Source organism: Cupriavidus sp. CuC1, assembly GCF_044627735.1.
GTDB classification, from domain to species: domain Bacteria; phylum Pseudomonadota; class Gammaproteobacteria; order Burkholderiales; family Burkholderiaceae; genus Cupriavidus; species Cupriavidus ulmosensis.
The window spans coordinates 70,549-97,256 of sequence record NZ_JBIUHC010000005.1; the positions used below are offsets into that span (position 1 = coordinate 70,549).

The following is a 26,708-nucleotide window of genomic DNA, read 5'->3' on the forward strand; positions in this document are numbered from 1 at the left end:
CAGCCATGATCAGCCCCGCTGGGGCGCCTGCGCGCGTCCCTTCCACTGGCCGCCTTTGCGCAGCCAGTAGCGGCGCGCGGAGTCGACCGTGGCGCCGAGATAGAACAACGCCGTCACCGGCAGCAGCGGCGCCAGCCAGAGCGGCTGGCGGTACTCGCGCAGCATGGGCACGTAGGCCAGCGCCATGGCCAGCCAGGCGGCCCATGCCGGCCACAGCCGCAGGCCGCCGCCGAGCGCCAGCAGGGGCGGCGCCAGGTACGTGAGGACCATGCCCGCCACCGCGCCGGCCAGCAGCAGCGGCGAATAATGCAATTGGGTGTAGGCGCTGCGGGCAATCATGTCCCACAGGCTGCGCCAGTCATCGTAGGGGCGCACGGAGAGGCTGTCGTCGGCCAGGTCGAGGCGGATCGAGCCGCCTTGCTTGATGCAGGCGGCCAGGCTGCAGTCATCGATCAGCTCGCCCCGGATCGCAGCAAATCCACCAATACGCGCCAGTGCGGTACGGCGTGCCAGCATGCAGCCCCCGGCGGCCGCCGCCACGCCGCTGCGCGGATTGTTCACCCGCGCAAACGGGTAGAGCTTGGCAAAGAAGAACACAAAGGCCGGGACGATCAGGCGCTCCCACCACGATGCGCAGCGCAGCCGCACCATCAATGACACCAGGTCCCGCTGTTCCTGCTCGGCGCGCGCTACCAACTGGGCCAGCACGCCATTGCCGTGGTGGATGTCGGCATCCGTGAGCCACACCCAGCTGGCGCCAGGCGCTGCCTTGTCGGCGGCTTCCAGGCCTTCCGACTGCGCCCAGACCTTGCCGCTCCAGCCTGCCGGCAAGTCGCGCGCCGTGATCACGGTGAGCGCATCCGCCTTGCCCAGCGCCGCCGCGGCGCTGCGCGCCATGTCGGCGGTGCCGTCGGTGCTGTGGTCGTCCACCACCACCAGCCGCAGCGCCGCCGGATAAGCCTGGCCCAGCACGCTGGCCACGGCGCCGCCGATCACGTCCGCCTCATTGCGGGCCGGGATGATGGCAACCACCTCCGGCCATTGCGCCGGAGCGGGCGCGGGGCCGGGCTTGCGCACCCGCCAGAAGCCGGCACGGCCGGCCAGCAGCACGCACCAGATGGCGAGCGAGATCAGGGACAACACAAACATCTCAAAAAACTCCAGGACAGGATGGGTAGGGCAGCGACGGCATCATCGCAACAGTCGCCGGGCAAGGCGGGCCAGCTTGGGCACGGTTTCGGGGCGCAGCAGGCGCGGATCGTAGCCGGCCATGCGGCGCTCGTTCTCCGCCAGGCAAAGCTCGATCATCGCCCGCGGAGACAGGGCTTCGGCGACCGAGGACGTGCTGTTGATGGAGAAATTGGCGTCCTTGGCCACGCCGTCGGCATCGATGCCGCGTGCAATGCCAACGCGCTCCCAGATCAGGAAGGCCCACACCCGCATCACCTTGAGTGTGTATAGCGGACGCTTCCACCAGGGCAGGTTGCGGCGATACCAGGCCGCCCAGTTGACGAAGAACAGGATGTGGCGGCCTTCCTCCTGGATGACCGGCTCGAAGGTTTCCACCAGTTCAGCGGGGAAGAAGCCCGAGCGCTTGGCCGCGGCAAACAGGCCAAAGGCAAAAAAACTATCGATGCACTCGCTGTAGCCGGTGACCAGCCAGCCCCACTCCACGTCAGCGGTCGGGCGGTACTCGGGTTCGGGCGCCAGGGCGACGCCGTAGGCTTCCACCAGTTTCGACAGCACCACCTTGTGGCGCGCCTCCTCGCCACCATCCATCTCCAGCGCACTGCGCAGCAGGGGATCGGTCATGGTATCGGCAAAGGCCTGCACTCGCACGGAGGCACGGCCTTCGGTCTGTACCGCGATATCCCAGATCGGCAGCGAGGTCACCCGGTGCAGGGCATCCGGGTCAAGCCTGGGCCAGTCGATGACAGCGGGTTTGTAGGGGTTGTGGGTCTGCAGCAGCATATTGCAGAACATGCGCAAATGCTGCGGCGAGCCGATGCGGACCGGCCCGGGCCCGGGGTCGGTCCAGTTGCGCATGGCATGGTCGGCCTGGTCGATCTCGGCCTTTGCGAGGGCCGCGACCACGGCGGCGGCCTTGGCCTCGGTGCTCGGCTCGCTGGTTCTGCTGGGTGTGGCAAGCGCGTCTGACATCCTGCTCCCCTGGCGGTTGATGGTCCGGGGGTAATTCTAGCGTGGCCGGCGCGCATGCGCGTGCCGGACAAGTGTCCCGGCACGCGCAGGGTACTGCATGGAAAGGCAAGGCAGGCCGGGACTTAGCCCTGGTACTGCACCGGCGAGCGGGACTGCATGCCCAGCTTGTAATACAGCACCGTCAGCAGGATCAGCCAGGCCGGGCCCACATACAGCGCGATGCGCGTATCCGGGAAGTACGCCATCAGCGCGACCACCAGGCCCAGGAAGGCCAGCGCTACCCACGAGCCATAAGGCCAGAAAGGCATGCGAAAGGCCAGCTTGCTGCGCTGGGCCGGGGACAGGCCGCGGCGGAAGTTCATCTGCGTGACCAGGATCACGGCCCACGTCCAGACCGCGCCGAAGGTGGAGATCGAGGTCACCCACACGAACACCTTCTCGGGCACCAGGTAGTTGAGCAACACGCCGCACAGCAGCGCCGCGATCGAGACCAGCAGGGCCCGGCGCGGCACGCCATTGCGGTCCACCACGGCAAAGGCGCGCGGCGCCTGGCCTTGCTGGGCCAGGTTGTAGAGCATGCGGCCCGTGCTGAAGATGCCGCCGTTGCACGACGACAGCGCGGCGGTCAGCACCACGAAGTTGATGATGCCGGCGGCGGTCTTGATGCCCAGGCGCTCAAAGGTCATGACGAAGGGGCTCCCCTGGGTGCCAATCTCGTTCCAGGGGTAGATGGCGAGGATCACGAACAGCGCGCCCACATAGAAGATCAGGATGCGCCAGAACACCGAGTTGATGGCGCCGGGGATCGATTTCTGCGGGTTCTTGGCTTCGCCGGCGGTCAGGCCGATCATCTCCACGCCGAGGTAGGCGAACATCACCATCTGCAGCGACATCAGCACGCCGGAAGCGCCGTTGGGCATGAAGCCGCCGTGCTGCCACAGGTTGGAAATGCCGACAGCCACGCCGCCGTTGCCGAAGCCGGCCACGATCATGCCGGTGCCGCCCACCAGCATCAGCACGATGGTGACGACCTTGATCATGGCGAACCAGAACTCGAATTCGCCATAGGCCTTGACCGTCATCAGGTTGATCGAGCCCATCGCCGCCAGCGCCGCAAGCGCCCAGATCCAGCGCGGCACGTCCGGGAACCAGATGCCCATGTAGATGGCAACGGCGGTGATTTCGGCGATGCAGGTCACCAGCCACAGGAACCAGTAGTTCCAGCCGGTCAGGTAGCCGGCGAGCGGCCCCATGTAGTCCTGCGCGTAGCGGCAAAACGAGCCTGCCACCGGGTTGTGCACGGCCATTTCGCCGAGCGCGCGCATGATCAGGAAGATCATGGCGCCGCCGATGATGTAGGCCAGCATGATGGCCGGGCCTGCCATCTTGATGGCGGTGGCCGAGCCCAGGAACAGGCCCACGCCAATGGCCGAGCCCAGCGCCATCAGCCGGATCTGGCGCTCACCCAGGCCGCGGTGCAACGCTTCCGCGTTTTCTTTCATCTTCTTGTCTCCGATCGGTAATTGTCCGGAAGCGCCCCTTTTGGGGGCGGCCCGGGTGCTCTTCCTGCTTCCGTGGCCACGCCGCGCAGATGATGCGCGACGAAGGCCGGTGCCGCAGGTTTGCAGGGAATGCCGGATGGGCATGTTCTACTGAAAATCTGGCTGCCAGCGCAATTGCGTGCCTTTAAATACAAAGGCAGGAAATCAGGCAGGCAGCCAGGTGCGGCATCATTGAACGGAAGTGGCGTGCAGGTTAAAGACAATCGATCAGCATTTGTTTGCGAAATATCGACATCTGGCAGTAATAGTTACTGCCAGGTTCCCGCGGCGATCGCCGCTGCGCGCTAGCGTCGGCGCGATGCCGGCAAGGCGATGTCCGCCAGCCCGAGGCCAGCACGCCACGCGCCCGGCGGCATGCCGAAGCGCTGGGTGAAGCTGCGCGTAAAGGTGGTCTGGTCGGGAAAGCCGAGCGCCAGCGAGATATCCGCCAGCGGCTGGGCCCGGTCCGCCAGCAGGCGCGCGGCCTGGTCCAGCCGCAGGCGCGTCTGGTAACGATGCGGCGTATCGCCAAAGGCGTCGCAGAACAGGGTGTGGAAGCGCCGCACGCTCCAGCCGAACTGTGCCGCGAGCTGGTCGGCCCGCAGCGGCGCGTCCAGGTGCTGGCGCAGGTAGGCGTCTATTTCCGCCAGCGGAAAACGCGCTGGCTGGGCGCGGCCGCCCACGCCCAGCGCCTGCGCCAGGTCGGCGGCAAGGGTAGCGGCCAGTTGCCAGTGATGTTGCCGGGAGCTGGCTCCCTGAGGCAGCGCAGCCAGGCGCCGCACGCGCTCACCCCAGCCGCCGGTGATTGCAAACGCCGTGGGCCGGTCGATCAGCGCGGCCGGCAACGCGAGCGAGCCCGGCGGCATGTCCAGTACCAGTTGCCGGTTGTCGGCCAGCCCCTGGAAGTCGTGACGCTCACCGGCGGGCACGATCAGCCCGCAGCAGGGATCGAGCCGGTGCAGGTGGCCGCCGATTTCCAGCTCGCAGGCACCATCCAGGCCGAACAGGACCTGATGATAGTCATGGCGATGCCACTCCCGCTCCGGCTGGTAGACGCGGGTCTCCACCAGCGGAGCCGGCCGGCTCGCCTGCGCTACCGCAACGGAATCGTCATCGCGCAGTGGCATGGCTGGTTCTTCGAGGGACTCCGGCACCCTGGCCGGTCTGGCACAGCCAGACCCCAACGCCGGCAACGAGCAGGCCCAGCAGCTGAAGGGCCCCGAGCTTGTCGCCAAACAACAGCCAGGCCTGCAGCGCCGCCAGCGGCGGCGCCAGGAACATCAGCGACGCGGCGGTAGCAGCCTGCCCGCGCCGGACGATGCGCACCAGCAGATAGGTGCCCAGGCCCGACAGCACCAGCGTGGCCCAGGCCAGCGCCGCCCATAGCGCCACGCCCGGCTGCCAGTGCGACTCGCCCAGCATCCATGCCAGCGCGCCGGCTACCAGGGCGCCGCCCACGTTCTGCCAGGCCATGCTGGTGCGCAGGTCGGCAGCGGCAATCGAGGTTTTCTGCAGGATCGTGCCCATGGTGATGGAGAGGATGGAAATGATCGCCACCAGCACCACCCATGGCGAAACGGGGCTGGGCGCGCTGGCCAGGGTGGCGGGTGCCACCACCAATACTACGCCCAGGGAGCCCAGCGCAAGCCCGCCCCAGCCCTGCCGGGAAGGGAACTCTCCCAGCAGCGGGATCGCCAGCAGCGCGGTCAGCACCGGTTGCAAGGCACCGAGCAAGGCCATGGCCGACGGCGCCAGGCCATGTGCAATCGCCCAGTAACCGCCTCCCAGGTAGCTTCCGTGCAAGAGCGCGCCCGCCAGCAAGTGCCGTGGCACTTCGCGCAGCGCCGGCCAGCGCGCTCCGCCGACAACGGCCACGGCCGCGAACAACACGGCCGCCAGGCAGAAGCGGGCCAGCAGGAACAGGCTGGGCTGGGCCACCGGCACGATGGCCCGGCCCACGATAAATCCGGTGGACCAGATCAGGACAAAGGCCAGGCTGGACAGCCAGGCGGCCGTGGCGGGGACGGTGAGGCGGGATGACGGCATGGTGTTTCAGCGCGCCGGCGGCGCGAGCGAGGGCGGCAACAATGGGCTGCAGCTTAGTCGCCCGATGCCGTGCCGTCTTGGCAAATCCGGCAATGCGCGGCCGGCGCGTGGCTGGTGCGTGGGCGGATCGTCACGGCTTCGGTTTATAGTTTGGCGCTAGCCTTGGCTGCCACGCCGCGTGCCGCGCAAGGCAGCCCGGAATTCGTCAACCTAGAGCCTCCCAATATCCATGTCCGAACCCCTTTTGGAACGCGTACTCCTCACCAACGATGACGGCATCGACGCCCCTGGCCTGGCCGTGCTTGAAGCCGTGGCGGCAACGCTGGCGCGCGAGGTCTGGGTGGTCGCGCCCGAGCATGACCAGAGCGGCACCTCGCACTCCCTGAGCCTGCACGCGCCGCTGCGCGTCAGCCAGCAAGGCGAGCGCCGCTTCGGCGTAAGCGGCACCCCGGGCGACTGCGTCGTCATGGCCGCCCGGCACCTGATGGCCGACGCCCCGCCCAGCCTGGTCCTGTCGGGCATCAACCGCGGCGCCAACCTTGGCCTTGAAACCGTGTTCTCAGGCACCGTCGGCGCCGCCATGACCGGCGTGTTGCTAGGCATCCCGGCGATCGCGCTGAGCCAGGCCTTCACCGATCGCAACGCGGTGCGCTGGGAGACGGCGCGCGCGCTGGCCCCCGGCGTGATCCGCCGCCTGCTTGCTGCCGGCTGGAACCAGCAGGCTTGCCTGAACGTCAATTTCCCCGATGTGGAGCCCGAGTCCGCCGGCCTGCTCACCGTCACCCGGCAGGGCGTGGGCCTCGTCAAGGATCTGGCCGTCAGGGCGCATGTCGACCCGCGCGGCATCGCATATCACTGGCTGCAGTTCTCGCGCGGCCCGCAGCCGGACACCGACGACAGCGAGGCGGTGGTGGTCGGCCGGGGCGCTATTTCGGTGACGCCGCTGCGCTTCGAGCGCACCGACGAGGAGGCGGCCGCGGAGCTGGCGGGGCGGCTTTGAAGTGACGATCAGCGCGCAGGAGGGTTTCGAACGCAAGGTGCTACTCCGACGGCCAGATCCTGGCTGGTCGCGGCGCGCGCTTCAGGGTTCGTCCACCACAGGGTTGGACAGCACGCCAACGCCTTCGATATCGATTTCGATCGTGTCACCCGGCTTCATGAACACCGGCGGCGTACGCGGATAGCCCACGCCGGCCGGCGTGCCCATGGCGATCACGTCGCCCGGCTCCAGGGTCAGGCATTCGGTCAGCAGGGCGATGGTTTCCGCCACGTCCCAGATCATGTGCTTCGTGTTGGAGTCCTGCATGACCTGCCCGTTCAGGCGGGACTGGATGCGCAAGCCCGCGGCGCCTGCCGGCAGAGCATCCGGTGTGACGATCCAGGGCCCGAACGCCCCGGTAGCATCGAAGTTCTTGCCGATCGTCCATTGCGCGGTCTTGCGCTGGTAGTCGCGCACAGACGCATCGTTGAAGCATGCGTAGCCGGCCACGCAGTCCAGCGCGCCGGCACGGCTGGCATGCCGCACCCGCTTGCCAATGATCACCGCGAGCTCCGCCTCATAGTCGAGCTTGTCCGAACAGCGCGGGCGCTGGATCGGTGCCTGGGCCGCCAGCAGCGACGTTGCGCCCCGGAAGAAGAACGCTGGGTATTCCGGCTTGGCATTGCCGCCTTCCGCAGCGTGATCGTAATAATTCAGGCCAAGGCAGACGATCTTGCCCGGCTTCGCCAGCGGGGTCAGCAACCGCACCTCGGACAGCGGCAGGCGCCGCGCGCCCGCGAGTGCCTCGGTCAGACGACTACGCGCCGTGTCGGAAAATCCAAACCACTCGCTCCAGTCCGCAGCCCCCGCCGCAGCCTCGACGATCTCCGTCCCTTCCACCACGCCGAGGCAGGTTTTCCCATCGAATTCGTATCTTGCCAGCCGCATCGCACACTCCGTCCAAGGTTGAGATATCCAAAAATATCGATATTAATCGTCATTGTATTGAATATCGATATTTCTGTGATTATGGTTAACATCAGGATGATCCGTATCATGTCATCGCAAAAATCGATAGAATTTGTCCTATGCGAGTCATGCCTACATCACTTCCCGAGCCCGCCGCCAGCGATCCGGCACGTACGCCGGCCGCGACGGTCGCCAGTTCGGTCTATAAACGCTTGCGCGATGACCTCCTGAATGGCGGTATCGAGCCCGGCGTGAAACTGCGCATCGAAGCCATCTGCGAGCGCTACGCCGCCGGCAACACGCCGGTGCGCGAAGCGCTGAGCCGGCTGGCGGCGGAAGGGCTGGTGGAACGCCACGACCAGCGCGGCTTCACCGCAGCTTCACTGAACCTCGACGAACTCGAAGCGCTCACCCGCACCCGTGCCGATATCGATGTGATGGCGCTGAAGGACGCGATGGCGCATCCCTCCACGCAGTGGGAAGAGCAGATCGTGCTTGCCCTGCATCGGCTCTCGCGGACACCGCGCTCGGCGCAGGACGACGCCTACGTGCCCAACCGGGAATGGGAGCGGCTGCATCGCGAGTTCCATCGCAGCCTGATCGCGAACTGCCGCTCGCGCTGGCTCCGGCAGTTCAGCGAAGAACTAGCGGACCAGGCTTATCGGTACCGGCAATGCTCGATCCGCAATGCCTATGGCGTGCGGGATGTGCATGCGGAGCATGCGGCAGTGGCGCAGGCGGTGCTGGCGGGGGATGTGGAGCGTGCAGTGTCTTTGCTGACGCGGCACTATTGGCAGACTGCGGAGTTTATTCAGGCGGTTGCAGGGGGGGAGAAGGGGGCGGTTTAGGTTTGGGCGATTGATTCAGCGCAGGTCCGCTATCGCCGGACACTGCACCGGCAATGCTGCTCCCCGCTATCGGACTGCGCGCCGGAAGTCGCACGCTTTGGCCGGTGCGGCCAGATTGATGCCGGTCGATCGCGCCTGGAGCAGGAGTTCCTCCCGCCCGATCTGGTCGCCGCAGCGTTGGTCGCATGGCACGGCGGCCATTTGGATTGAGTTCCTACGTGACCCACTCAAGCCACAAACGGATTGCAAATCCGCAATCCCTCTTCAATCTCCATCCCGTCCTGCATATCCTCGGAGTACAGGACCTCGCAGCCTGACAACAGTGCCGCGGCAACAATCATCGCATCGTAGACGCTGAACCCGTAGCGTTCGGCAATCTTCCTGCCTTTTTCATGTGTTTCCAGTGTGAGGGGCTCAACGGGACACATTGACTGGATCAGGCTCACAAGCTCGTTCACTTCTTGCCATGGCATGGCCAGCTTGCGGTGCGCTATGTTGGTGATTTCGTTCAATACCTGCACGCCGATCCTGCCCCCGGCCAGGACGATGGCTTCGGCGCGATCTGCCTTTGCCGCGTCGGTGGACAGCAGGTACAACAATACATTGCTATCGATGAATGCCTTACGAACGGTCATTGATATCGTCCCGGTCAAACTTGAAATCCGCCGGCAGGCGCCCGCGGAACCGCCTTAGTTTCGCCAGATAGTCGGCGCTGCCGAGTTTCTTCCGGACCTGGAATACCCGTTCGTCGGCGATCACGACTTCGATGTCATCGCCTTCGTGCAATTCCAGCGCGTCCACCACGGAGGCGGGCAGGCGGATAGCCAGGCTGTTTCCCCATTTACTGACTTGCATGATCTGATTCTGCTCCCATGGCAGTCGGGAATGATATACATTGTGAAATGTATATCATTGCGCCAGAGTCAGCAAGAATGGCAGGTGATTGAGGCGTATCAGGCTCAGTTTGTCCTGTGCCTGGCGCCGCGCGGGCAGGCACGTTTCGCGGCGTTCGACGCGGACTATCCTTTCCCAGGCTAGCCGCGTCGGTCCAGGCTTGCGCGATGGCTACTCGCTGACGGCAAGCCCGCCGCCGGCAAGCGCGGCCTGCTTGCCGGCGCCGCGGGCGCGCCACGCGGAGTAAGTGACGCCGGTCAACAGCAAGGCGGACAGCACGACGAAGACGCAGCTGATCGGTCGATGCACGAACACCATCATGTCGCCGCGCGACAGCAGCAGGGAGCGGCGGAAGTTCTCTTCCACCATCGGCCCGAGCACAAAGCCGAGCAGGATCGGCGCCACCGAGAACCCAAGCCACATCAGCAGCGCGCCGATCACGCCGAAGGCCAGCACTTCCCAGATCTCGAACAGGCTGTTCTGCGTGCTGAACACACCGACCACGATAAAGAACATGGCCGAGGGGAACAGGTAACGGTAGGGCACCTGCAGCAGCTTGACCCATATGCCGATCAGCGGGACGTTCAGCACGATCAGCAGCAGGTTGCCAATCCAGAAGCTGGCGATCAGGCCCCAGAAGATATCGGGGTGATCGCTGATCAGCTGCGGTCCCGGAGCGATGCCCTGGATCATCAGCGCGCCAAGGATCAGCGCCATCACGGCGTCGCCTGGAATGCCGAGGCTCATGGTGGGGATGAAGTCGACCTGCGTCTTGGAGTGCGCGGAGGCTTCCGGCCCGGCGACGCCCGCGATCATGCCCGTGCCGAACTTCTCCGGCGTCTTGGAGATCTTGCGCTCCAGGGCATAGGCGACGAAGGTCGTGATGGTGGGGCCGGTCCCGGGCATGGCACCGAACACCGTGCCTACCGCGGTGCCCCGCACCATCGGCCAGAAGGCTGTCTTGAGCTCGGCCAGGCTGGGCCGCATGTCGCGGATGCGCAGCTTGGCCTTGCTGGCGATCACGCTCATCCGGTTGACGTTTAGCAGGAAGTCCGCCACGCCGAACAGGCCCATGGCGATGGCGACCAGTTCCAGCCCGTCGCTAAGCTCCGGGATGTTCATCGCCAGGCGGAAGGTACCGCTGTTCACGTCGGTGCCGACACAGCCGCAGATCAGGCCGAACAGCGTCATCGCCACGCCTTTCAACGGCGAGCCGCGCGACATGGTGGAGCCTGCCAGCAAGCCCAGCAGCATGATCGAGAAGATCTCGGTCGGGCCAAACTTGAACGAGATCTCGGTGAGCAGCGGCGAGGCGAAGATCATCACGATGATGCCCACCGACGCGGCGAAGAATGAGCAGATCATGGTGATGCCCAGCGCCGTGCCGCCCTTGCCGGCGCGCGTCATCGGATAGCCGTCCAGGCAGGTGACCGCGTGCGGCGGGTGAGAGGGCAGGTTGAGCAGGATCGCGCCGATGGCGCCGCCATATTGCGAGCCATAGAAGATCCCCGCCAGCATCAGGATGGCAGGCACCGGGTGCATGGCATAGGTCAGCGGCAGCAGGATGGAAATGGCCGACAGCGCGCCCATGCCGGGCAGCACGCCAATCAGGTTGCCCATCAGCACTCCGAAGAAGGACCACATCAGGTTGGAGCCCTGGAAGGCAACGCCAAAGCCGAACCAGAGATCATGCAGAGCGTTCGCGGTCATGATGTTCAGACCCCCCAGGCAAACAGCGGCAGCTGCAATTGCAGCGCCCACCAGAACACGACCGTGGCGATGACGCACATCGCCAGCGCCAGGATGGCGGCCTGCTTCACGGTATTGCTCCGGTCGCCCAGCGCCGAGATAAACACGATGGCGAAGGTGGCGGGTATCAGGCCGCCGTATTCACCTAGCAGCAGGAAGGCGAGCACGCCCAGGATGATGCAGGCGCATCCGCGCAGATCCGGCAGGCCGGCGCCATGCCCGTGCCCGGATGCCTGGGCTTGCGCCGGTGGCTCCTTGCGCGCCGAGATGGCGATGATCACGCCGACGATCGCCAGCAGCGCGCCCACCGCTGCCGGGAAGAAGCCGGGCCCCATGTGGCTCAGGGTGCCGGTGTGGTATTGCAGCCCGGCCACCAGCGTGGCAAGCCCGATCAGCGTCATCAGCCCGCCGCCGTAGTAGTCCTTCTTGAAACGCGAGGGGGTGTTCATTGCAGACCCCCTCTGGTCCGGCTGCCCGAACGGCAGCGCGCGTTGGTGTGTTGATACATGAGGTAATTCCTCCGTCTCCTGTTTTTACGCCCTTGCCTTGCCGCGACTTCATCGCGGGCGTGAGCGGGTGTCGAGACTGTAGGAACGGCATCTTCCAAACGGCTTTCCGACGGCTTGCAAACGGCTTTCGGGGTAGCAATGTTGAAGAGATTTTCTCGTGGATAGGCGTAATCCCTAGCGCTGAAAATTAACGGGGCAGGGAACTTCGGCATCGAATCCCACGCCATGGCGCAGCCAGGTGGTGGTCTGCTCACGCGCGGTCCGCTCCCGGCGAGATTCCGTTTACATCACGTTGTGCTATATCCTGCGGACGGCTGGATGCCACGGCAGCCGCGGGCCGCACCTGGATGACCGTAATTGCAGTCATTCAGACATGTAGATTCACACCGACATCAAGCTTTCACATTTGGGGCAGACAATGCGGTCTGCCGCCACGGGTGCGGTTCATGGCGTCTATCGCATGGTTGCCCGCGGCCGGCGGAAGACTGCCTCATCCATCCCATAAGACAGAGAAAATCAGTGAAGAAAGCTCTCCTTGCAATGACTGCCGCGGCCGCTGCCGCAGCCTCCGGCGCAGCGTTCGCCCAAACCTCCTCGTCCAGCGTCACGCTGTACGGCATTGCCGACGTCGGCATCGAAGTCATCAACCACATGCCGGCCACTGGCTCCGCGGGTGGCACCGTTACCCGCATGAACTCCGGCAACCTGTCGGGCTCGCGCTGGGGCCTGCGCGGCAGCGAAGACCTGGGCGGTGGCCTGAAGGGTATCTTCGTGCTGGAAAGCGGCTTCGATATCGATACCGGTGCCTCTGGCCAGGGCAACCGCCTGTTCGGCCGCCAGTCGTACGTGGGCCTGCAGGGCGATTTCGGCGCCGTTACGCTGGGTCGCCAGCAAAACGCGCTGTACGACCTGTTCGGTGCCTATGATCCGATGGCCGTCGGCCCGCGCTACTCGCTCAACAGCGTCGACTCGCTGTTCAACGGCCGCGCCGACAACGCCTTCAAGTACACGGGCAAGTTCGGCGGCCTGACGGCTACCGGCTTCTACAGCACCGGGCGCGATGCCACGGTGACCAACGGCAGCGAAGTGCCGGGCGAAAGCAAGGTGGGCCGCAACTACGGCGCGGGCCTGGCCTACGCCGTTGGCAGCTTCTCGGTCGGCGCCGCGTATGACCAGTTCCAGGGCTCGTCGGTGGCACTGAAGGATCGCAGCGCCAAGCGCGCGGCCATCGGCGCATCCTATGCCTTCGGCGATGCCAAGGTGTTTGCGGGCTACCGCTGGCTGCGTGACGACGGCACGGCAAGCGCCACGGCCACCGTCACCCGCAGCAATGTGTACTGGGCAGGCGCGCAGTACAAGTTCACGCCTGCGTTCCAGCTGACCGGCGCGGCGTATTACACCGACCTGAAGAACAGCGGCGCGGATTCGTGGATGTACGTGCTGTCGGGCGACTACTCGCTGTCCAAGCGCACCGATGCCTACGTGAACATCGGCTACGTGAAGAACAAGTCGGGCTCCACCCTGGGCCTGAACGGTAGCGGCACGGCTCTGCCGGGCGCGAACCAGACCGGCGCCACCGTCGGCGTGCGTCACCGCTTCTAAGCGGTAACAAGCGGTAACCGAGTAGCACCTGGGCGGCATCCTTCGCATGGAGGCTGCCGCCAACAATCATATCGACCTTGCTTTTGCGCGAGGATCGCTTGGCCGGTCAGATCGACCGGCCTTTTTTCTCTTCTGCGCCGCACCGCGTGAAGTGGGCGAGGGTGCCGTCGCCATAGACGCGCTCCACTTTTGACACCACGACGTGATAGCCGTCATACCATTTGCGGTACTGGCGCTTGGCGTCGAGGTGGCGTGGATGGGTAGCGAAGGCCCGCAGGGCTTCCTGATCCCGCCAGTAGTAGCTGGCGTTGGACAGCTTGCCGTCGGGCGAGCGCCAGGATTCGGCCCCCAGGAAGCCGGCAATGCCGGCCGCCACGTCGTCGATGACCGCGCTCAGTCGCTGGAACTTTTCGTCGATCTCGCCGGGCTTGTAGATAAAGGCTGCGATGTACATCTCGTGTGGTCTTTCGTGTCGTCTTTTATGGATCTGGATGGAAGCGCCCGCCATGTGCGCCGGCTAGGACGCCCTTGGCATTGCAATCAGCCTTAGCGCCAGCAGCACCAGCACCACGGCAAGCCCGTATTTCTGGAAGACTGCGGCACGCGGGTTGCGGCTGAGGAACCGCCGTGCCGATCCGCCGGCCGCGCCCAGCAGGCCGTGGAACACGGTGCTGATCGCCGTCAGCACGCAGCCCAGGACAATCAACTGCCGGGCCACGTTGCCCTTGCCCGGGTCCACGAACTGCGGCAGGAAGACCATGAAGAACAGCAACGCTTTCGGGTTCAGCAAGCTATTGAGCGTGGAGCGGAAAAACACCGATTTCAGCGAGGTCTGCTGGGTCACCGCGCCCAGCGGCAGCAGCGGGCGGCGCAGCGCCTTGCCGGCCATCCACAGCAGGTACAGGGCACCCGCATACCGGATCAGGTCAAACGCCGGGGGCCAGGCGGCAATCACGGCGGTGATGCCGGTTGCCGTCAGCACGGTCAGCACAAGGTCCGCCGCGGCAATGCCGAGCGCGGCCGCCGCGCCGCCGCCGAGGCCGTAGGTGACACCGTGCGCCATGACGAAGGCCATGTTTGGCCCGGGTGACAGCAGCAGCACCATCACGGCCGCGGCGAACACCGACAGGGTTGCGAATTCAATCATGCCTGCCTTCCCCTTTGCGTAGTCGAGGCTGGTAGCGTAATCTTTGTGTCTGATACAAACAAAAAATTGTTCTAGATACAACGACGGAGCGCAGACCCAGGCATGATCACGGCCCGCTACAAGACCATCATGGACGAGATCGCGGGCCGCATCCGCGCAGGGGCGCTGCCGCCAGGCACGCAATTGCCGACCGTTCGCGCCCTGATGAAGCAGCATGGCATCGCCCTGGCCACCGCGTCGCGCATCTACAAGGAGCTGGAATCGATCGGGCTCGTCGTCGGCGAGACCGGCCGGGGCACCTTTGTGCGCGACACCTCGCTGCCGCGCGGCCTTGGCATGGAGCAGCACCCCGCGCGCTTCGGCGCGGTCGATCTCACCTTCAACTATCCGTCCTTGCCCGGCCAGGTCGACATGCTGCGCGATGGCCTGCGCACCATTGCGGCCTCGGGGGACCTCGACGCGCTGCTGCATTCGGCGCCCCAGGGCGGGCGGGCGCACGAGCGGCAGACCGCGGCCAGGCACCTGCGCAACCGGGGCATCCGGGTGGGCGGCGAGCAGGTGCTCATCGTCAATGGCGCGCAGCAGGGCCTCGCCGTGACGGTAATGGGCCTGCTCAAGCCGGGCGATGTCCTGGCCGTGGATGCGCTGACCTATCCCGGCATGAAGCGGCTTGCGCAGGCGCACCGCCTCGACCTGGAGGCGGTGCCGCACACGGTAGAAGGCATGGACCTGGAGCGGCTGGCGGCGCTATGCAAGCGGCGTCCGGTGCGTGCCGTCTACGCCATGCCGACGATGCACAATCCACTCGGCACGGTGATGGCGCACGCCTGCCGGGCCCGGCTCGCCGAGCTTGCCATGAAGCACGGTTTCCTGGTCATCGAGGATGGCGCCTATGCTTTCCTCGCCGAGCCAGCGCCCAAGCCGGTCTTTACCTACGCGCCCGAGCACACGGTTTATGTCTCGGGGCTGTCCAAGAGCGTCGCGTCGGGCTTGCGCGTGGGCTTTGTCGCCGCGCCCCTTGCGCTGGTGCCCGCGCTGGAGAGCGCGATCCGCGTCTCGACCTGGAATACACCAACGCTGACCGTGGCGCTGGGGTGCCACTGGATCGAGGCCGGGCTGGTCGACGATCTCGAGGATCGAAAGCGCAAGGATGCGCGGCTGCGGCAAAGCCTGGCGCGCCGCGTGCTGCGCGGTTGCGATTTCGAGGCGCATCGCTCTTCCTACTATCTCTGGCTGACCTTGCCGGAGGAACTGCGCGCGGACCGCGTCGCCGCCGGCCTGGAGCGGGAGGGCGTTCTGGTCACGACGGCCCAGCCGTTTGCCGCCACGCCAAGCGTGCCGCATGCGCTGCGCCTGGCGATTGGCTCCATTTCGCATGAAGCGCTGGAGGACGCGCTGGTGAAAGTGCGCCGGGCGGTGCTCGGCTAGCGGGCTTCGCACTCTGGCTTCACACTCATTCGATGACGTCGCCTACCCATACGCGGTCGAAGCTTGCCGCCGCCTCGTGCTGGATCTTGCGTACCGTTTCCGCATCCGGGGCTTCGTATTCGCAGACCATGCGCTTGCGGTCGGCCGCGATCAGGCTGCGCTTCCAGGTGACGTTGTAGAGGGCGAGGCAGGGGCGCTCGCGGTCGGCGACGATCTTCATGTCGTCATCCGATTGCGGGGTGGCAAAGCTGCGTTCAACGACGATGTGTGACATGGCGGGCCTCCTTCGGGGCGGTGGGGACTGCAATCTCGGGGAAGTGCATGAAGGCAAGCCTAGTGCCCCGGCGTTGGCGTAAGCGTTGGAATCCCGCGGCATGCCAGCTCGGCGCGGTCCAGCGCCGCCGCCGCCCGCGCGCTGGATCGCTGCCCGGCTACCAGCCAGCGCAGCTCCGCTAGCAGCTCGGCCGCGCGGGGCGCATCGCCGGCGCAGGCGGCGGCCTGCACGAGGCATGAAGCCGCCACTGTCATTTCCGTCAGGCGGCGCACGGCCCGCGCCGCTTCAAGCGCCTCGCTGGCGCAAGCGCTTGCCGCGTGACTGTGGCGCTGGTCGAGCGCCATCGCCGCGGTGGCGTTGAGCGCGTAGGCGAGGTGCGCCTTGTCGTCCAGGCTGCGCATGGCCGCTTGTGCCGCCGCCAGTTCGGCTTGCGCGGCGGGCTGCCCGAGCCGGAGCCTGGCCAGCGCGCCCAGGGCGTTGGCAAACGGCGCGCCGGTTTCGCCTGCTCCGCTTGTTCCACCTGTTCCACCCATGCCGCCCATGCGCCGCGCAGCCTGCTCGATGTCCGCGCTGTGCGCGACGACTTCATCGAACCGCTCAAGCTCGAACGCAATCGTTGCCAGCCAGACCAGGCATTCGTACTCTCGCCAGTGATCCTGCCGCTGCCGGGCGACCGCGACCGCGCGTGCGACATGCCCGTGGCCGGCCGCCAGGTCGCCGTCGACACGGGCCAGCAAGCCATGACCCCACTTCAGCTCGATCACCTTGAGGTCGAGTGATTCGGCAAGGGTGTCGGCCTCGGCGATCATGGAGCGCGCCCGGGGCAGGTCGGCCTCCACCTCCAGCAGGCAGCGGGCGGTATTGGCGAGTTGCTGGCAGCGCGTGGTGGCATCGGCCTTGCGCGTCATGCGCTCGGCTTCCAGTATGGCGCGGCGCGCGGCCTCGGTGTCGTTGCCCTGCTGGTGCAGCCACGACAGCATGTGCAGGCCGGTGGCGGCTTGCTCGTGCAGCGAGAGGTCTTGCGCGGCGCTGATCGCATTCTCCAGCGCATCGATCAGCGCGGGCAATTGCCGGGCGCCGGCGCTGGTTGCCGCAACCGCGCGCAGCTTGAGCAAGCCAATGGCCAGCCGCGCGCGCTCGGCGCCGTGCGGCAACCGCTCCAGCTGCGCCAGGCCGCGCTCGGCGACCGTGGCGGCTTCGCCGTTGGCGTAGACGCGCAGGCAATGCTCACCGGCGGACAGGCAGGCTAGCGCGGTCATCGGCGCGTCGTCGGCGAGGCTTGCGTGGTGCACCAGTTCGCCATATAGCCTGGGGTCGTCCGTGCACGCCGCCAGCAGTTGCTGCGCGATCAGGCGGTGCAGCATGCGGCGCCGGGGCGGGGAGATGGCGCGACAGGCGGCCTGGCGCACCACGTCATGGCTGAAGTCGAAGTGGCCCTCGCCGGTCGGCTTGAGCAATCCGCGCCGCTCCAGCTGTCCGAGCGTCGTCAGCAATGGCGCCAGGGGCATGCCCGAGACTTCGGCCAGCCACTGTGGCCGCAGCTCGCGGCCCATCGCCGAGGCTCGGATCAGCAGCTCGCGCGATCCGGGTTCCAGCGCGTCCAGGCGCTCCGAGATCAGGGCGTCAAGCGTGCGGTGCGGGCCGGCGTCGCCGCTCGCCCGGTCGCGGGCGCTTGCCAGCTCAAGCACGAACAGCGGGTTGCCGCCGCTGTCGCGCGCAACGGCCTGGGGATCCATCGCGGCAAGCGCGGGGCCGAGCAGGGCCGCGACCTCGGGCACGTCCAGCGGCGCCAGGGGCAGCCGCAGCAGGCGGCCTTCGCGCGCGAGCGAGTGCAGCAGGCCCTTGGCCCATGGGTTGTCGTCGATCTCGCCTGCCCGCGCGGCGCCGGCGAACAGCATCCGCGAGGCTGGCTCCAGCGTGCGGCATAGGAAGTGGAGCAGGGCGGCGGAGCCTTCATCCAGCCATTGGAGGTCGTCCAGCGCGAGTGCCAGTGGCTGGCTTGCGGCAAGGCCACGCAGCAGGTTGGCGGCAGCGCCGAAGAGTTGCTCGCGGCTGCCATCGCGGTGCGCATCCGTCAGGCCGCCGCCCGCGAGCAGTGGCGCCGCATCCGCCGGCACCGCGTCGGTCGCGATGCCGCGCAGCGTGTCGAGCCAGAGGCCGTACGGCCGCACCATCTCGGCTTCGTAGCAGCGTCCCCGCAGCACCTGGAAGCCGGATGCGCTGGCCCGCTCGGCGAACTGGTCGAGCAGCCTGGTCTTGCCGATGCCGGGCTCGCCGAGCAAGAGCAGCAGCGAGCCGCTCTCGTTGCCGCCGCCAACCAGCCGGTCGATGGCGGCGCGCTCGGCAAGGCGTCCTACCAATGGCCGGCTCAGCGGTGCGGGCTGGCCGCTGGTGTCAGGCGGCGCCATGGCCGGCCCGACGCCAGGCGCCTGCGGTTCGATGGCCGCGCCCATGGCCTGCATATCCCGGCGCGCGCGGTGGATCGCCGTGTCCAGCGGGCCGCCGGGCGGGGTGGAAAGCTCGCGGCGCAGCATGTCTCGCGCGTAGGCATAGTGCTGCTCGGCGTCCGGGTAGCGCCCGGCTGCCGCCAGCAACGTGACCAGCATGGCATGCGCGGACTCGGCTAGCGGGTCCGCGGCGACCATGTCCCGGCCGTAGGGCAGCGCCAGCGCAGGCGTGGCTTCCAGCCGCACCACCAGCGCCGCTAGCACCGCGCGGCGCAGCGCGTCGTACCGTTCGCGTTCGGCCGTGCACCAGTGATAGAAGCGGTAGCAGCGGGCCAGGTCCAGCCCGGCGAGGAACTCGCCCTGGAGCAGGCCGGCAGCCTCTTCCAGCGCGCCGAGCGAGGCGCCCTCAAGGCCGGGCGGGAGCAGGGCCTGGATGCGGGCGATGTCCACCCAGGCCCCCTCGGCGGCAAAGACCACCCGCTCCCGATCCGCGACCAGCCGTGTCGCGATGGCGTCGTCCAGCAGGGGGCGCAGCTTGGTGAGGCTCCAGCGCAACGCCGCGCGCGGGTCGTCGGGGCCATCCCAGAGCAGGTCGCAGAGCGCTTGCCGCGATTGCGCGGCGTGGGTGCACACCAGGTAGCCCAGCAGCGCGCGGGTGCGCCTTGAGGCTGGCAGCGGCAGCGGCTCGCCGTTACGGGTCACGCATAGGTCACCCAGCAGGCGGATTCCAAGTTGGCCAATGGCTGCCACGCTTTCTCCAACCGTGATTCCAACGATGCCAGTCGATAGTGGAACTGGTGGGGCGACGCCGCGGCGGGACCCCTCAAAAAGGTAGCACACGGGTGTTGCCGGGGCCAGGCGCTACTTGCCGTGCGGCATTCCGGTGCGGATCCCGGTATCCAACGTTCAAGGAGCCACATCATGTTGATAGCCAGATGGCAGATCGATGCCCGTTTCGGGCACAAGCAAGAAGTCATCGAACGCCTGCAGGCGTGGGCGCGCGAGATTGCCCCGCAAGTCGGCCTCGTCACCGGGCGCCTGCTGACCGGGTCGATCGGCGCGTTGGAGGCGACGGTGGTCCACGACTGGGAAGTGAACAATCTCGGCGAACTGGATAGCGCCTGGGCCCGGCTCGCAGCGATTCCGGCCCACGCGCAATGGGGCAAGGAGCTGGAACCGTTCGTGGTCTCCGGCACCGCCCGCTGGGAAATCTACCGCGTGGTCTGATGTCGCATCGCATGCAGCAAGAGATTCTTTCCATCCAGGGAGCCCGCCATGGCAATCGACGACAGCAAACTGAACGCATTCATGGGCAACTTCGTACACGACCTCGGCGCGGTGATGCATGCCGCGACGATCGTGGTGGGCGACAAGCTCGGCCTCTATAAGGCGCTCGCCGGCAAAACGCTGTCGGCCGAGGCACTGGCAAGCGACACCGGCACCGACGCGCGCTACGTGCGCGAATGGCTGTCGGCCCAGGCGGCCAGCGGCTATGTGGAATACGACCCGGCCACCGACCAGTTCCACCTCAGCGAGGAGCAAGCCTTTGCCCTCACCGTGGAAGGCGGCCCGGCATTTATCCCTGGCGCCTTCGAGATCGCCGTGGCGCAGTTCAAGGCCATCCCGAAAATTGTCGAGGCCTTCCGCTCCGGGCAAGGCGTGGGATGGCACGAGCACGACGCGGCACTGTTCCATGGCACCGAGCGCTTCTTCCGGCCCGGCTACGCGGCCCATCTGGTGAACGACTGGATCCCCGCGCTGGACGGCGTGCAGGCACGCCTGGAAGCCGGCGCCAGCGTGGCCGACATTGGTTGCGGGCACGGCGCGTCGACCATCATCATGGCGCAGGCCTTCCCGGACTCCACCTTCCACGGCTTCGACTATCACGAGCCGTCCATCCGCTACGCCACCGAGGCAGCGCAGCGCGCCGGGGTCGCAGACCGGGTGCGCTTCGAAGTGGCGAGCGCAAAGACGTTTTCGGGTGGGGACTACGACCTGGCCGCCATGTTCGACTGCCTGCACGACATGGGCGACCCGGTCGGCGCGTCGCACCACGTGTGGAACAGCCTGAAGCCGGACGGCACGTGGATGATCGTAGAGCCCTTCGCGCAGGATCGGCTGGAGCAGAACCTCAACCCGGTGGGGCGGATCTTCTATTCGGCCTCGACCTTCATCTGCACGCCGGCGTCCCGCGCGCAGGAGGGCGCGATGTGCCTGGGCGCGCAGGCTGGCGAGCACCGCATCCGGGACGTGGTGACGCGCGGCGGCTTCAGGCGCTTTCGCCGCGCCACGGAAACGCCGTTCAACCTGATCTACGAGGCGCGCCCTTAGCCAGGGTTGGGGGCATGGCGAGAAGTGATGCCGGATCCGCACGCTTGTCGCCACGCGGGCCGGCGCGCCTGCGTAATTGTTCCCATTGTCGGCCCGCGGGCTTTCCATTAGGCTTTGCAACCACCTTCGAGGCCTCCGGCGTGTTCTCCGCATGTCCCCGCATGTTCCCCGTACACCGCCGGCTACTGGAGATGTCCTGATGCCCGCAGCGCAGCACCTGCAGCAGACGCCGGCGCGGTTGACCACCGTGACCTTCGACCAATGGCGCGAAGCCATCGATACCAGTTTCCTGCCGCTCGATTATTCGCGCCAGACGCGCGGGGGCTTTCATTGCCATGTCAGCTATGCGCGTTTCGGCGCCAGCGCGGTGGCGGACATGGATGTCGACGCGCACCGGGTGGCGCGCGAGGCCCGGCACGTGGCCGCATCCGACGCGGGGTACTTCAAGATCTTCTGGCAACTCAGCGGGCAGAGCCGCGTGGCGCAGCGCGGCAACGAGGCCTCGCTGGAGCCAGGCATGTGGTCGATCTACGATACCGCGCAGCCCTATAGCATCGAGATGGCGGACCGCTGCCGGGTGCTGGTGCTGCTGGTGCCGCAGGAACGTGCCTTCGGCTGGCGGCAGGCGGCGACCAGCCTGGGCGGCCGGGCGCTGCGCGGGGAGGGCGCGGCGCGCATCGCATTGTCGGCGCTGGGCGCCATGCTGCACGACACCTGCGCGGGGCACCTGCTGGATCATCAGGGCCAGATCGTGCTGCAGGACTCCGTGGTCTCGTTGATGGAGACGGCGCTGCAAGGCGCCCACACGCCGCCGCCGGCGGCCCTTGGCGATGGCGCGGACGCTGCCGTGGCGCGGCATCTTGGCGAAGCGCGCATGCGCCGGCTTGCCGAGTTCATCGATGCGCAACTGCACGATCCGGAGCTGTCGGCACAACGCCTCGCGGCGGTGTTGAACGTCTCGCGTCGCACTTTATATAACCTGTTTCGCGAGTCTGGCCAGACGCCGCATGCCTATATCCTGTCGCGCCGGTTGCGTCAGGCGGCGTTGCGGTTGTCGGGCAGCGGCGATGCCGGGCGCAGCATTACCGAGATTGCGTTTGCGCTGGGGTTTGCCGATGCGGCGCATTTCAGTCGGGTTTTTCATGAGCGGTTTGGGATGAGTCCTTCGCAGTGGCGGCAGCAGAATGCCGGGGGCGGGTGTATTGCTTTGCGGCATTAGATGGGGGGATGGGGGGGTAGCTGTGACTGCAACTGCAACTGCAAAATCAGCTTCAACTGCTTAACGTCAAAATCAACTGCAGTTTCACCACCCCTGCGGGGCGGCGACCTACTTTTTTGTCTTGCCAAAAAAGTAGGCAAAAAAGGCGCGCCGGATGGGGCGACACCCCCTCGGGATTTCACGAAAAGAGCGGCCGGGACCCAAACTCGCATCGCCTTGAGGCGATACTCAGACATGGGTCCCTCTTTTCCGCTCTTTTCGTCGAATCCCGAGGCGCCCCATACGGCCTCTGCACACCTTGACGGCTCGCTTCGCATCGCGCTTGGGTGTTCCCCGCCTGGGGGCGGGTCACACGGCTACGCCGAATCGTTGGTCTGACGATGTCGATTCTGCTTCCGCTGGTTGACTCCCCCTCTCCCACTTGTGGGAGAGGGGCCGGGGGAGAGGGCGGGCGCTCATTGTGGCGTTGTGGCGCCAAGCGCCATTGGCTTCAGCCTTTCCCACGTTTTGCACGCATCGACAAGCTTTGTGCACGGCCAGACAAGCGGCGGCAAGCCCGCGATGCTAACTTCGATCTCCATTACAAGGTACCAGCCAAGACCAACCGGAGACGAAGATGAATGCACCCAAGGAAGCCCGCAGCGGCCTGGACCAGGCCATCCGCAATGCCATGCTGATCGACGGCGAGTGGCGCCAGGCTGAGTCCGGCGAGACCTTTGCCGTGTTCGATCCCGCCACCGGCGAGGAGATTGCGCGCGTGCCCGCGGGCGGCGCGGCGGATATCGATGCGGCGGTGGCCGCGGCCGGGCGCGCCTTTGCCGGCGGTACGTGGCGCGCCATGATGCCGGCCCAGCGCGAGCGCCTGCTGCTCAAGCTGGCCGACCTGGTCGAGCAGCACGGCGACGAACTGGCCCGGCTCGAAACCCTCAACAACGGCAAGCTGCTGGCGTTCTCGCAAGGCCTGGAAGTGGGCGGCAGCGCGCAGTGGCTACGCTATATGGCCGGCTGGGCCACCAAGATCGAAGGCAGCACGCTGGACGTCTCGGTGCCGTTCCCGCCGGGCACGCGTTATAGTGCCATGACGCGGCGCTCGCCCGTGGGCGTGGTGGGCGCCATCGTGCCGTGGAATTTCCCCTTGCTGATGGCGGTCTGGAAGATCGCCCCGGCCTTGGCCTGCGGCTGCACCGTGGTGCTCAAGCCAGCCGAGGAAACCCCGCTCACCGCGCTGCGGCTGGCCGAGCTCGCGCTGGAAGCGGGCTTCCCGCCGGGCGTGCTGAATGTGGTGACGGGCGACGGCGTGCCCGGCGCGGCGCTGGTGGCGCATCCCGGCGTCAACAAGATTACCTTCACCGGTTCCACCGAAGTCGGGCGCCTGATCGGCGCGCGCTGCGGCCAGGATATCCGCCGCGTGTCGCTGGAGCTCGGAGGCAAGAGCCCGGTCATCGTGCTGGATGACTGCGATCCCGCGCATGCCATCCAGGGCGCGGCCGGCGCCATCTTCCTCAACCAGGGCCAGGTCTGCACGGCCGGCTCGCGCCTGTACGTGGCGCGCCGCCACTATGACCAGGTGGTGGAGGGGCTGGGCAAGGTGGCCAATGCCACGGTGCTGGGCTCCGGGCTCGATCCCGCCAGCCAGATGGGGCCGCTGGTGTCGGCGCGCCACCGCGACAAGGTCATGGGGCTGATCGGCACCGGGCGCAGCGAAGGCGCGCAGATCGTCGCGGGCGGCGATGCGCTGGACCGCCCCGGGTATTTCGTGCGGCCCACCGTGGTGGCCAACTCCGCGTGCAAGGACCTGACGCTGGTGCGCGAGGAAGTCTTCGGGCCGGTGGTGGTGGCCATGCCGTTCGACGATCCCGAGGCCGTGCTGGCCGAGGCCAACCGGTCCGAGTACGGCCTGGGCGCCAGCATCTGGAGCAACGACCTGCGCGCGGTGCAGCGGCTGGTCGATGGCCTGGATGCCGGCACGGTCTGGGTCAATACGCACAATATCGTGGACCCCAACATGCCTTTTGGTGGATACAAGGCATCCGGGGTCGGGCGCGAGCATGGCCGCTCCGCCATCGAGGCCTATACCGAGATCAAGTCGGTCTGCATGGCTTACTAAGCGGCATCGCCACGCATGGCGAGGGGGGCATCTCGGGCCAACCGTTCTGCGGGTAATCCCGAGTGTGTAAAACCTACCCCTGCGGCCATTCTTAGGCCCTGCTGCAATCCGGTGGCGCGACGGGCGATGTCCGTCGCGCCATTGGCCAGCCGCTGGCATGGAACCAGCCTGGCTTCCCCCGAAGAAGAAGCAAAAAAAGAGGAGACACAATGAGCCAAGAACCCGAGCGGGTTTTCTCCTGCTGGCCGCGCGTTGCGCAGCGCACCGGCAAGCACGCGGGCCTGTCACGCAAGGTGGCAATGCTGGTAGCGGGGCTGGCGGCGTTCTCGCTGGCGGCTGCGCAGGCCAAGCCGCCGGCCAAGGTGGCCAGCGCCGATCACATCCGTACCGTCACCCGTAGCGTCGACGGTGCCTTCATTGAAACCAACGCCGCCAAGACACCCGACTGGCCCAGCTACGGCCTGGACTACGCGGAAACCCGCTTCAGCCGGCTCTCGCAGATCAATGCCGACAACGTGAAGGACCTCGGGCTGGCCTGGTCCTACGATCTCGAATCCACGCGCGGGGTGGAAGCCACGCCGCTGGTGGTCAACGGGATCATGTACGTCAGCGCATCGTGGAGCGTGGTGCATGCCATCGACACCCGCAACGGCAAGCGCATCTGGACCTTCGACCCGAAGGTCGACAAGTCGATCGGCTTCAAGGGCTGCTGCGATGTGGTCAATCGCGGCGTGGCGCTGTACCAGGGCAAGGTCTTTGTCGCTTCCTATGATGGCCGCCTGATCGCGCTCGATGCCGGCACCGGCCGCAAGCTGTGGGAGAAGGACACCATCATCGACCGCAGCCACTCGTACACCATCACCGGCGCGCCGCGCGTGTTCAAGGGCAAGGTCATCATCGGCAACGGCGGGGCGGAGTATGGCGTGCGCGGCTATATCACCGCCTACGATGCCGGCACCGGCGAGCAGAAATGGCGCTGGTTCACCGTGCCCGGCGACCCCAGCAAGCCGTTCGAGGATGATTCGATGGCCAAGGCGGCCAAGACCTGGGACCCGGCCGGCAAGTACTGGGAAGCCGGTGGCGGCGGCACCGCGTGGGACACGCTGGCCTTCGACCCCGAGCTCAACCTGATGTATGTGGGCACCGGCAACGGCTCGCCCTGGTCGCGCAGCAAACGCAGCCCGGCCGGCGGCGACAACCTCTACCTGGCCTCCATCGTCGCGCTCGATCCCGATACCGGCAAGTACGTCTGGCACTACCAGGAGACCCCCGGCGACAACTGGGACTACACCTCCACCCAGCCGATGATCCTGGCCGACCTGAACATCGGCGGCAAGGCGCGCAAGGTCATCCTGCATGCGCCCAAGAACGGTTTCTTCTTCGTCATCGACCGCACCAACGGCCAGTTCATCTCGGCCAAGAACTTCGTCGATGTGAACTGGGCCAGCGGCTACGACCAGAACGGCCGCCCGATCGAGCTGCCCGAGGCGCGCGCCACCGACAAGCCCTATGACGCCATCCCCGGGCCTTATGGCGCGCATAACTGGCATCCGATGTCGTTCAATCCGCAGACCGGCCTGGTCTACCTGCCGGCCCAGCACGTGCCCCTCAACCTGATGGACGACAAGAACTGGACGTTCAACGGCAAGCAGCCGGGCCAGCCGCACGGCAACGTGGGCTGGAACACGGCGAAGCTCCTCAATGTCGAAGCGCCCACCGGCAAGCCCTTCGGCCGGTTGATCGCCTGGGATCCGGTGCAGCAAAAGGCGGTGTGGACACAGGAGCAGGTCTCGCCGTGGAATGGCGGCACGCTCACCACCGCCGGCAACCTCGTGTTCCAGGGCACGGCCGATGGCCGTTTCATCGCTTACAACGCCGCCACCGGCGCCAAGCTGTGGGAGTCTCCCACAGGCACCGGCGTGATCGCGGCGCCTGTGAGCTATCTGGTGGACGGCAAGCAGTACGTGTCCGTCGCGGTCGGCTGGGGTGGCGTCTATGGGCAGGCCCAGCGCGCCACCGAGCGGCAGGGGCCGGGCACGGTCTACACCTTCGCGGTCGGCGGCAAGGCGCCGATGCCCGCGTTCGTGCAGTACCGCGCGGGTGAATTGCTGTCGGGCGTGAAGTACGATCCGGCCAACGTCGCGGCCGGCACGGCGCTCTACGTCAGCAACTGCGTGCTCTGCCATGGCGTGCCCGGCGTGGATCGCGGCGGCAATATTCCCAACCTCGGCTATCTGGATAACGCCTATATTCAAAATCTCGACAAGTTCATCTTCAAGGGACCGGCCATGGCGCGCGGCATGCCAGACTTCACCGGCAAGCTGAGCGCGGACGATGTCGAGAAGATCAAGGCGTTTATCCAGGGCACCGCGGACGCGATCCGGCCCAAGAGCCAGGCAATGGCCAAGTAGGCGCCGAGTAGCGGCCGGGCACGCTGCCCGTACAGCAGTAAAGGAAG

The 26,708-nt window shown here is 66.7% G+C and carries 23 protein-coding genes; 9 read left to right on the forward strand and 14 right to left on the reverse strand.

All coding sequences use genetic code 11. The features are described from left to right. Nucleotides 1–9 precede the first annotated feature (9 nt). From ACGLHR_RS03335 to ACGLHR_RS03355, 5 genes are all read right to left on the reverse strand, one after another. Nucleotides 10–1,149, reverse strand: coding sequence for a glycosyltransferase (locus ACGLHR_RS03335; protein WP_400091877.1), 1,140 nt, complete (start codon nt 1,147–1,149; stop codon nt 10–12). 42 nt (nt 1,150–1,191) lie between these two features. Next, a complete protein-coding gene (locus ACGLHR_RS03340) occupies nt 1,192–2,160 on the reverse strand; it encodes a ferritin-like domain-containing protein (RefSeq protein WP_400091880.1) in 969 nt (322 codons plus the stop codon). A gap of 122 nt (nt 2,161–2,282) precedes the next feature. After that, entirely contained in the window at nt 2,283–3,662 is a 1,380-nt protein-coding gene (locus ACGLHR_RS03345) for an amino acid permease (RefSeq protein WP_400091882.1), read from the reverse strand. A 344-nt stretch (nt 3,663–4,006) separates the two neighbouring features. Beyond that, a complete protein-coding gene (locus ACGLHR_RS03350; RefSeq protein ID WP_400091883.1) occupies nt 4,007–4,828 on the reverse strand; it encodes an AraC family transcriptional regulator in 822 nt (273 codons plus the stop codon). Continuing rightward, nucleotides 4,812–5,747, reverse strand: a complete 936-nt coding sequence (locus tag ACGLHR_RS03355; protein WP_400091885.1) for a DMT family transporter — start codon at nt 5,745–5,747, stop codon at nt 4,812–4,814. The genes ACGLHR_RS03350 and ACGLHR_RS03355 overlap by 17 nt, the downstream gene beginning before the upstream one ends. A gap of 229 nt (nt 5,748–5,976) precedes the next feature. Between ACGLHR_RS03355 and surE the strand changes: the two genes are divergently transcribed. Continuing rightward, the gene (gene surE, locus ACGLHR_RS03360; protein WP_400091886.1) at nt 5,977–6,747 is read left to right on the forward strand and encodes a 5'/3'-nucleotidase SurE; all 771 of its coding nucleotides are present in this window, start codon (nt 5,977–5,979) and stop codon (nt 6,745–6,747) included. Between the two features lie 81 nt (nt 6,748–6,828). Here surE and ACGLHR_RS03365 read toward each other — a convergent pair whose 3' ends face one another. Beyond that, the gene (locus ACGLHR_RS03365; RefSeq protein WP_400091888.1) at nt 6,829–7,674 is read right to left on the reverse strand and encodes a fumarylacetoacetate hydrolase family protein; all 846 of its coding nucleotides are present in this window, start codon (nt 7,672–7,674) and stop codon (nt 6,829–6,831) included. 149 nt (nt 7,675–7,823) lie between these two features. Between ACGLHR_RS03365 and ACGLHR_RS03370 the strand changes: the two genes are divergently transcribed. After that, a complete protein-coding gene (locus tag ACGLHR_RS03370) occupies nt 7,824–8,543 on the forward strand; it encodes a GntR family transcriptional regulator (protein WP_400091890.1) in 720 nt (239 codons plus the stop codon). Between the two features lie 227 nt (nt 8,544–8,770). Here ACGLHR_RS03370 and ACGLHR_RS03375 read toward each other — a convergent pair whose 3' ends face one another. The 4 genes from ACGLHR_RS03375 to ACGLHR_RS03390 form a co-directional block, all read right to left on the reverse strand. Further along, nucleotides 8,771–9,178: a PIN domain-containing protein gene (locus ACGLHR_RS03375; RefSeq protein WP_400091893.1), complete on the reverse strand. Its 408-nt coding sequence runs from the start codon at nt 9,176–9,178 to the stop codon at nt 8,771–8,773. Next, nucleotides 9,165–9,398, reverse strand: a complete 234-nt coding sequence (locus tag ACGLHR_RS03380; protein ID WP_400091895.1) for an AbrB/MazE/SpoVT family DNA-binding domain-containing protein — start codon at nt 9,396–9,398, stop codon at nt 9,165–9,167. The genes ACGLHR_RS03375 and ACGLHR_RS03380 overlap by 14 nt, the downstream gene beginning before the upstream one ends. A gap of 210 nt (nt 9,399–9,608) precedes the next feature. Beyond that, nucleotides 9,609–11,147 carry a tripartite tricarboxylate transporter permease gene (locus ACGLHR_RS03385; RefSeq protein WP_400091897.1) on the reverse strand — a complete coding sequence of 513 codons (1,539 nt, stop codon included), beginning with the start codon at nt 11,145–11,147 and terminating at the stop codon, nt 9,609–9,611. Between the two features lie 5 nt (nt 11,148–11,152). Further along, nucleotides 11,153–11,635 carry a tripartite tricarboxylate transporter TctB family protein gene (locus tag ACGLHR_RS03390; protein ID WP_400091900.1) on the reverse strand — a complete coding sequence of 161 codons (483 nt, stop codon included), beginning with the start codon at nt 11,633–11,635 and terminating at the stop codon, nt 11,153–11,155. Nucleotides 11,636–12,214: 579 nt separating this feature from the next. Here ACGLHR_RS03390 and ACGLHR_RS03395 point away from each other — a divergent pair. Next, nucleotides 12,215–13,297, forward strand: coding sequence for a porin (locus tag ACGLHR_RS03395; RefSeq protein ID WP_400091902.1), 1,083 nt, complete (start codon nt 12,215–12,217; stop codon nt 13,295–13,297). A gap of 106 nt (nt 13,298–13,403) precedes the next feature. Here the strand turns inward: ACGLHR_RS03395 and ACGLHR_RS03400 are convergent, their stop codons facing one another. Both ACGLHR_RS03400 and ACGLHR_RS03405 read right to left on the reverse strand, forming a co-directional pair. Continuing rightward, nucleotides 13,404–13,751: an antibiotic biosynthesis monooxygenase family protein gene (locus ACGLHR_RS03400; protein ID WP_400091905.1), complete on the reverse strand. Its 348-nt coding sequence runs from the start codon at nt 13,749–13,751 to the stop codon at nt 13,404–13,406. Nucleotides 13,752–13,814: 63 nt separating this feature from the next. Further along, a complete protein-coding gene (locus ACGLHR_RS03405; RefSeq protein ID WP_400091906.1) occupies nt 13,815–14,444 on the reverse strand; it encodes a LysE family translocator in 630 nt (209 codons plus the stop codon). Between the two features lie 102 nt (nt 14,445–14,546). On the opposite strand from ACGLHR_RS03405, the gene ACGLHR_RS03410 reads away from it, so the two are divergent. Continuing rightward, nucleotides 14,547–15,872, forward strand: a complete 1,326-nt coding sequence (locus ACGLHR_RS03410; RefSeq protein ID WP_400091908.1) for a PLP-dependent aminotransferase family protein — start codon at nt 14,547–14,549, stop codon at nt 15,870–15,872. A 25-nt stretch (nt 15,873–15,897) separates the two neighbouring features. On the opposite strand, the gene ACGLHR_RS03415 is transcribed toward ACGLHR_RS03410, so the two are convergent. Both ACGLHR_RS03415 and ACGLHR_RS03420 read right to left on the reverse strand, forming a co-directional pair. Beyond that, nucleotides 15,898–16,146 carry a nickel-binding protein gene (locus ACGLHR_RS03415; RefSeq protein WP_318237783.1) on the reverse strand — a complete coding sequence of 83 codons (249 nt, stop codon included), beginning with the start codon at nt 16,144–16,146 and terminating at the stop codon, nt 15,898–15,900. Between the two features lie 59 nt (nt 16,147–16,205). Beyond that, complete coding sequence (locus ACGLHR_RS03420) at nt 16,206–19,343, reverse strand: ATP-binding protein (RefSeq protein WP_400091910.1); 3,138 nt, start codon at nt 19,341–19,343, stop codon at nt 16,206–16,208. 171 nt (nt 19,344–19,514) lie between these two features. On the opposite strand from ACGLHR_RS03420, the gene ACGLHR_RS03425 reads away from it, so the two are divergent. From ACGLHR_RS03425 to ACGLHR_RS03445, 5 genes are all read left to right on the forward strand, one after another. Next, a complete protein-coding gene (locus ACGLHR_RS03425) occupies nt 19,515–19,820 on the forward strand; it encodes a hypothetical protein (RefSeq protein ID WP_318237785.1) in 306 nt (101 codons plus the stop codon). Between the two features lie 48 nt (nt 19,821–19,868). After that, the gene (locus ACGLHR_RS03430; protein ID WP_318237786.1) at nt 19,869–20,924 is read left to right on the forward strand and encodes a class I SAM-dependent methyltransferase; all 1,056 of its coding nucleotides are present in this window, start codon (nt 19,869–19,871) and stop codon (nt 20,922–20,924) included. A 199-nt stretch (nt 20,925–21,123) separates the two neighbouring features. Then, on the forward strand, nt 21,124–22,143 hold the full coding sequence (locus ACGLHR_RS03435) for a helix-turn-helix domain-containing protein (protein ID WP_400091912.1): 1,020 nt from the start codon (nt 21,124–21,126) through the stop codon (nt 22,141–22,143). Between the two features lie 616 nt (nt 22,144–22,759). Then, nucleotides 22,760–24,250, forward strand: a complete 1,491-nt coding sequence (styD, locus tag ACGLHR_RS03440; protein ID WP_400091914.1) for a phenylacetaldehyde dehydrogenase StyD — start codon at nt 22,760–22,762, stop codon at nt 24,248–24,250. A gap of 209 nt (nt 24,251–24,459) precedes the next feature. Beyond that, complete coding sequence (locus ACGLHR_RS03445) at nt 24,460–26,661, forward strand: PQQ-dependent dehydrogenase, methanol/ethanol family (protein WP_400091916.1); 2,202 nt, start codon at nt 24,460–24,462, stop codon at nt 26,659–26,661. Nucleotides 26,662–26,708 lie beyond the last annotated feature (47 nt).